Genomic DNA, 5,782 nt, shown 5'->3' on the forward strand with positions numbered 1-5,782 from the left:
GAATCGGCCAGGTCGTCCACCAGCAACACATGGCTGCCCAGGTTGGCAGTGGTCATGGCCAGATCCCGCGAAAAGGTCAGTTGCCCCCGTTGGCGATTGCCAGGGCCGGAGTAGGAAGAAGCGGCGAGAATGGCTAGGGGGAGGTCGAAGAGACGGGCCAGGGTATCGCCGATGCGCAGCCCGCCTTTGGCGATGCAGACAATTTGGTTAAACTCCCAGCCGCTTTCGTAAACTTTGACGGCCAGCTCTTCGATTTTGCGGTGGTAGTCGGCCCAGGTAATAGAAATCTCGTGCAAGGGATCCCTCTCCCGCAGTCTGGATTGCTCAATTCTAACTATATTGATTCTTTTCCCATCGACCGGCCTGACGATGGCAACCTGAGGGTCTAGCTTTCTTTCAGCGGGATCACCTTCACCCAATGGGCGTAGGCGGGATCCCGATTTTCGGTGATGGCCGTCAGCTTCTGCCGCAACTGCTCGGTGATGGGGCGGGAGGGGGGCAAGACGTATTGCTCGATCTGGCGAATGGGCGTGATCTTGGCGGCAGTGCCGGTGAGGAAGGCTTCCTCGGCAATCAACAGCTCCGACTTATCGACCGGACGCTCTTGGGTGGGGATCCCCAGGTCGCGGGCCAGGGTGAGAACGCTGTCGCGGGTGATCCCTTCCAGGATGTCTTGGTCAAAGCTGGGGGTAATCAGCACGCCGTTGCGCACGATGAAGATGTTCATGCCCGAGGCTTCGCTTACCTTGCCTTGGGAGTTCATCAAAATGGCCTCATCATAGCCGGACTGCACTGCCTCAGTTTTGGCCAGAGAAGAGGTGATGTAGGCGCCGGTGATCTTGCCTCGCAACGGCAGGCTGCGATCCTCTTGGCGGGCCCAAGAGCTGATGCGGCAGGTGACTCCCTCTGGTGAGAGGTAGTCTCCCAACTCCAACCCGTACACGAAAAAGTCTTTCTCGATGTTGTGCAACCGCGGCGAGATGCCCAGGTCGGAGGTGTAGACCAGGGGGCGGATGTAGAAAGAGGTGGAGGGGCGATTTTTGCGGATCAGCTCCACGATCACCTGCTCGATCTTTTCGGCGGGCAGATCGAAGCAGAGCAGGCGAGCACTCTGGCTCAGCCGTCGGCAGTGGCGATCGAGACGAAACACCAGCACCTGATCCGGATTTTGCGGGTCGGGGATCCCGCGTAGACCGCCAAAGGCTGCCGTCCCGTAGTGCAGAGCATGGGTGGCAATGGAGATCTTCGCCTCGGCAAAGGGGACGATCTGGCCCTGAAAGTAGGCGTAGGGCAGAAAATCCGGCATGGTCGGCACCTACTGCGGTGGGAAAAGATGTAAGAGTAGGAATATTATCACCGATGGAGGCAGCACCGGCAGCCCCAGCGTTGGCAGCACTCGGAAAGATATGCGCACTGCAGTGTTTTTTAGCCAGTCAAGTTCTGAGAGGGCTGTGGAGGCAAACAGCTTCTAACTTACGAGGGGCCGACGAACTACACCCCATGACGCAAGGAGTCCACTCCCTTTGCGAAAGCAACAGTGCTCCTTTTGGCAAGGCTTCTTTCACCCCAAGGTTGGTAGGGTAAGAATGTGGTTACTCAAACAGTTGGAAATGAAGCTTCCAAAACTTGCTGTTGCTTCCTTGCTTGTGCTGGGCGTTTTGCTCCTCAGCAGCCCGATGTTATCGGTAGGCAAGAGCACAGAGGTAGCTTTTGCTCAATCTCCTGCTCCAGCCGTCCGCATTGAAGAAGCGATTCAGATGGCTCGATCTGCTGTTCCCGATGCTGTGATCAAAGAAGTTGAGTTGGAGCGCGAAGATGGCCGCTTAGTTTGGGAAGTAAAACTCACCAACGATGTTGAGGTCAAGATCGACGCCACTACCGGCGATGTTGTCGATATCGATGACTAGTCCTCAGGGGGACACAAACTGGGGTAAGCGTTGCCGGAAAAAGCGGTAGTTGCCACTGCCTGATGAATGCTTGATGAAACAGTAGCAATCTTGAGAACTGCAAAAGCTGGGGATCCCGTTTATTTGGGCAGGGGGAAGGTGTTCGCATGATAGACACCCGCTGGCTGAGGCCAGTTTAACTGCTGGCCAGGGGCAGGTGGTCGAGTCAGTCTGGGCTAAAATGCTGTCTATCCGTCTTGCTGCTCCCCCTGATGGACGACCCCCCTTTAGTCTCAGCGGCTACTTTCCCCAACACTGAGCTTTCGTGGGGAGATGCGTCTCTTAGTCTCTTTTGGGTCATCGCTCTTCTGGTCATCAACGCTTTTTTTGTGGCGGTGGAGTTTTCCTTGGTGTCGGCGCGGCGCTCCCGCATGGTGCAGTTGGCCAGCGAAGGGAACCGCCAGGCGGCAATTGTGCAAAAGGCCCAGGAACAGTTGGAGTATGCCCTCTCCACCACCCAGTTGGGCATTACCCTGGCCAGCGTGCTGCTGGGCTGGATCGGGGCCACCCAGGTTGCGCCGACACTGTTTTTGGCCTTGAGGCAGTTGGCCTGGTTGCGGAACGTGGATCCCGCCGTTGTTCAGGGGGTGGCAGTGGTGGTGGTGTTTTCGCTGCTCACCTATTTCCAAATTGTGGTGGGGGAGCTGATCCCCAAGACTCTGGCCATTCTCTACTCGGAGCCGATTGCCCTAAAACTGGCCTGGCTCAACCGCTTGGTGAGCCGCTTTTTGCACCCTTGCGTGGAGCTGCTCCGGTTCTCCTCCCGCTGCTTGTTGCAGCTTTTTGGCGTCCGCATCCCGGAGGCCACTTCTTTTTACAGCACCATGACGGTGGAGGAGCTGCAACTGTTGATCGCCTCGTCGGTGGAGTCGGGCAACATCGAGGCGGAGGAGCGGGAGCTGTTGAGCAATATCTTCGAGTTCGGCGAGACGGTGGCCAGCGAGGTGATGATCCCGCGCACCAGCATCGACGCGGTGCCGGAAACCGCTACGGTGCAAGAGGTGCTGGCCGAGGTGGCCGAATCGGGGCATTCCCGTTACCCGGTCTACGGCGAGTCTTTGGATGACATCCGCGGCCTGATTCATGTCAAGGAGCTGATCGGCGAGCTGGCCAAGGGATCCCTGGATTTGCACAGCCCCATCACCCCTTTCATTCGCGAGGCCCACTTTGAGCCGGAGAACAAGCTGATTGCTGAACTGTTGCCGGAGATGCGGCAGCACCACTGGCCAATGGTGGTGGTGGTGGACGAGTTCGGCGGCACGGCGGGCCTGATCACCATTCAAGACCTGGTGGAGGAGATTGTCGGCAAGCTCTCCGATGGCCCAGATCCCAAGGCGAAGGAGCCGGATATTCAGGAGCTGGACGAAAATACCCTCCTCATCCAGGCCCAGTTGGATATTGAAGAGGTCAACGAGCGCTGCCACCTCAACTTGCCCCTCCACGAGGACTACCAGACGCTGGGGGGCTTTTTGATCTACCACCTGCAGAAGATCCCGCGCGTGGGGGAAAAGTTCACCTACCAAGACATGGAGTTCCAGGTGGTGCGCATGGAAGGCCCACGGGTGGATCGGGTGAAGGTCGTTCGCCACCGCCGCAGCTCTCCCAACCCGCTGCCAGTGCTCCCCCCCGCCCAGACGACCAAGCCTGGCTCTTGAGGAGCTAGGTTTTGACGACCTTGAGGGTCTGCAGCCGCACATCTTCGGGGCCGTTGATAAAGCCGCCTGCCTCGTGCACCAACAACAGATAGTCCACCGCTTCCTGGGTTACCTCTTCGCCGGGCACCAAGATAGGGATCCCAGGGGGGTAGGGGGAGATGATCTCGGCACAGATGTGGCCTACGGCTTCCTGAAAGGGGATCCGCTCGATGGGGGCAAAGAAAGCCTGCCGCGGCGAGAGCCGTTGCGGCGGCAGGGGAGGGCGTTTCAACTGGGCCAGGCGCCGCAGTTTCTCGGCCATCGCCAGCGAGGGTTGGGATCCCTGGGCCTGCTTCGACAAAGCGGCGAAGCTCTCCACCAGCCGGTCGATATCCCGCTGGGTGTTGCCGAGGCTAACGATAAAGACCACGTTGTGCAGGGTGGACATCTCCGGCTGCACGTGGAAGTGGTCGTTGACCCAGTCGTGGGCGTCGAAGCCAAAAAGGCCCAGCCCCGACACCGTCACCGTCAAGCGGGTGCGATCCAGATCGAAAAAGCCAGGTGTAGAGCCGATGCGCTCCGGGCCAAAGCAAAAGAGCCCTGGAATGCGGTTGAGGCGGGCGCGGGCTTGATCGGCTAAAGCCAGGGCTTGGCCCAGCAAAGCTTCCCCTTCCAGGGCCATCTGCCGCCGCGCCACGTCCAGCGACATCATCAGCACGTAGTTGGGGCTAGTCGATTGCAGCAGTTGCAAGATGTTGCGCACGCGGTTGGGATCGATGCGGGATCCCTTGAGGTGGAGCATCGAGGCTTGCGTCATGCCGGAGATCACCTTGTGGGTGGACTGCACCACCAGATCAGCACCAGCTTCCAAGGCGGAGAGGGGCAGTTGCGGGTGAAAGCCAAAGTGGGGCCCGTGGGCCTCGTCCACCAGGAGGGGCAGGCCGTGGCTGTGGGCGATGGCCGCTAAGGTTTCTAGGTCGCAGCAAACCCCGTAGTAGGTGGGGCTGACCACCAACACGCCCTTGGCGTCGGGGTGCTCGGCCAGGGCCTGCTCCAGGCCGGCAGGAGTGATGCCGTGGGCAATGCCCAGTTCTATGTCGAAGTCGGGCTCGATATAGGCCGGCACGGCCCCGGAGAGGATCACGCCGGCAATGGCCGACTTGTGGCAGTTGCGCGGCAGCAGGATCTTGTCTCCTGGGTCGCACACGGCCATCACCAGGGTTTCTACACCACAGGTGGAGCCATTCACCAGAAACCAACTGCGATCCGCTCCGTAGGCAGCTGCCGCCAGCTCCTGGGCTTCCCGGATCACGCCGTCGGGATCGTGGAGGTTGTCCACCTCCGGCAACTCGGTGAGATCCGCCCGGAAGACGTTTTCTCCCAAAAACTCCCGCAGGTCGGTGGCGATCCCGCGTCCCTGCTTGTGGCCTGGCGTGTGAAAGGGAGCCTTGTCCAAGCTGCAATAGTGGCGAATGGCCTCAAAAAGAGGGGCCCGCTCTTGAGCTTTGCGATCCAGCAGGCGCAGACGACGGGACGCTTTGGACAGATGCGACAGAACCATGGGCCACTCCCCAACACACCAGCGTCCAGTCATTATCCACCCCCAGCGGAGCCAAGTCCACCCTCAAGGTCACCCCAGGGAGCGTCTTTCCTGCTAGCCTGGGTTCAGGTTGCCCTTCCTGCTTGTATGTTTGAAAAGCTGCCCCTCCCCCTGAGCACCCTGGTGTTGCTGGCGGGCGTTGCCGCCACAGCTTGGGGCTTTGCCCAGTACAGCGATCCCACCCTGAACCTCATCGGCCTGTTTACCGGGATCCCCTTGCTGCTGGGGGGGGTGACCATGAAGGTGGTGGAGCTCAAGCCAGTGCCTGCCCTGACGCCCCCCTCGCCAGAAGTGCTCCAAGCCCGTGCTCAGCAGGCCACGGAAATTCAAAAACAAGTCCGCGCCGACATCACCAAATACAGCTATGGGGCCAACGCCCACCTGGAAGAGGCCCTGGAGTTCCTCGGCCTGCGCGGCCCTCTGGAAGCAGACCTACCCAAAATCAGAGGCTACAGAGAAGAATTGCGGGATGGCCGCTACACCCTGGTACTTCTCTTCGATTCGCCGGCCGTTCCCTTCCAGCAATGGCAGGAGAGCTACCAGAAAAAAATGCAGGGCTTCTTTGGCCGCGACGTGGAGGTGCAACTGCAGCAGCCCCGAGA

The 5,782-nt window shown here is 59.7% G+C and carries 6 protein-coding genes; 3 read left to right on the top strand and 3 right to left on the bottom strand.

What is annotated here, in order from left to right; all coding sequences use genetic code 11:
- Together NW844_RS11820 and NW844_RS11825 are read right to left on the bottom strand one after the other, a co-directional pair.
- Nucleotides 1-296, bottom strand: a 296-nt coding sequence (locus NW844_RS11820) for a phosphoribosyltransferase (RefSeq protein ID WP_414335891.1), incomplete at its 3' end; no start/stop codon positions are given.
- Nucleotides 297-385: 89 nt separating this feature from the next.
- The gene (locus NW844_RS11825) at nucleotides 386-1,306 is read right to left on the bottom strand and encodes a branched-chain amino acid transaminase (protein WP_414335893.1); all 921 of its coding nucleotides are present in this window, start codon (nucleotides 1,304-1,306) and stop codon (nucleotides 386-388) included.
- Nucleotides 1,307-1,523: 217 nt separating this feature from the next.
- Here NW844_RS11825 and NW844_RS11830 point away from each other — a divergent pair, with 217 nt between their 5' ends.
- Both NW844_RS11830 and NW844_RS11835 read left to right on the top strand, forming a co-directional pair.
- A complete protein-coding gene (locus tag NW844_RS11830; protein ID WP_414335894.1) occupies nucleotides 1,524-1,907 on the top strand; it encodes a PepSY domain-containing protein in 384 nt (127 codons plus the stop codon).
- A 251-nt stretch (nucleotides 1,908-2,158) separates the two neighbouring features.
- Nucleotides 2,159-3,601 carry a hemolysin family protein gene (locus NW844_RS11835; RefSeq protein ID WP_414335896.1) on the top strand — a complete coding sequence of 481 codons (1,443 nt, stop codon included), beginning with the start codon at nucleotides 2,159-2,161 and terminating at the stop codon, nucleotides 3,599-3,601.
- Nucleotides 3,602-3,605: 4 nt separating this feature from the next.
- Here NW844_RS11835 and NW844_RS11840 read toward each other — a convergent pair whose 3' ends face one another.
- The gene (locus NW844_RS11840; RefSeq protein WP_414335898.1) at nucleotides 3,606-5,141 is read right to left on the bottom strand and encodes an aminotransferase class I/II-fold pyridoxal phosphate-dependent enzyme; all 1,536 of its coding nucleotides are present in this window, start codon (nucleotides 5,139-5,141) and stop codon (nucleotides 3,606-3,608) included.
- A 126-nt stretch (nucleotides 5,142-5,267) separates the two neighbouring features.
- Here NW844_RS11840 and NW844_RS11845 point away from each other — a divergent pair.
- Nucleotides 5,268-5,782: DUF2854 domain-containing protein (locus NW844_RS11845; protein WP_414335900.1), on the top strand; the 515-nt coding region annotated here is incomplete at its 3' end.

Origin of the sequence: Synechococcus sp. H55.2 (assembly GCF_047462495.1) — a bacterium.
Classification (GTDB): domain Bacteria; phylum Cyanobacteriota; class Cyanobacteriia; order Thermostichales; family Thermostichaceae; genus Thermostichus.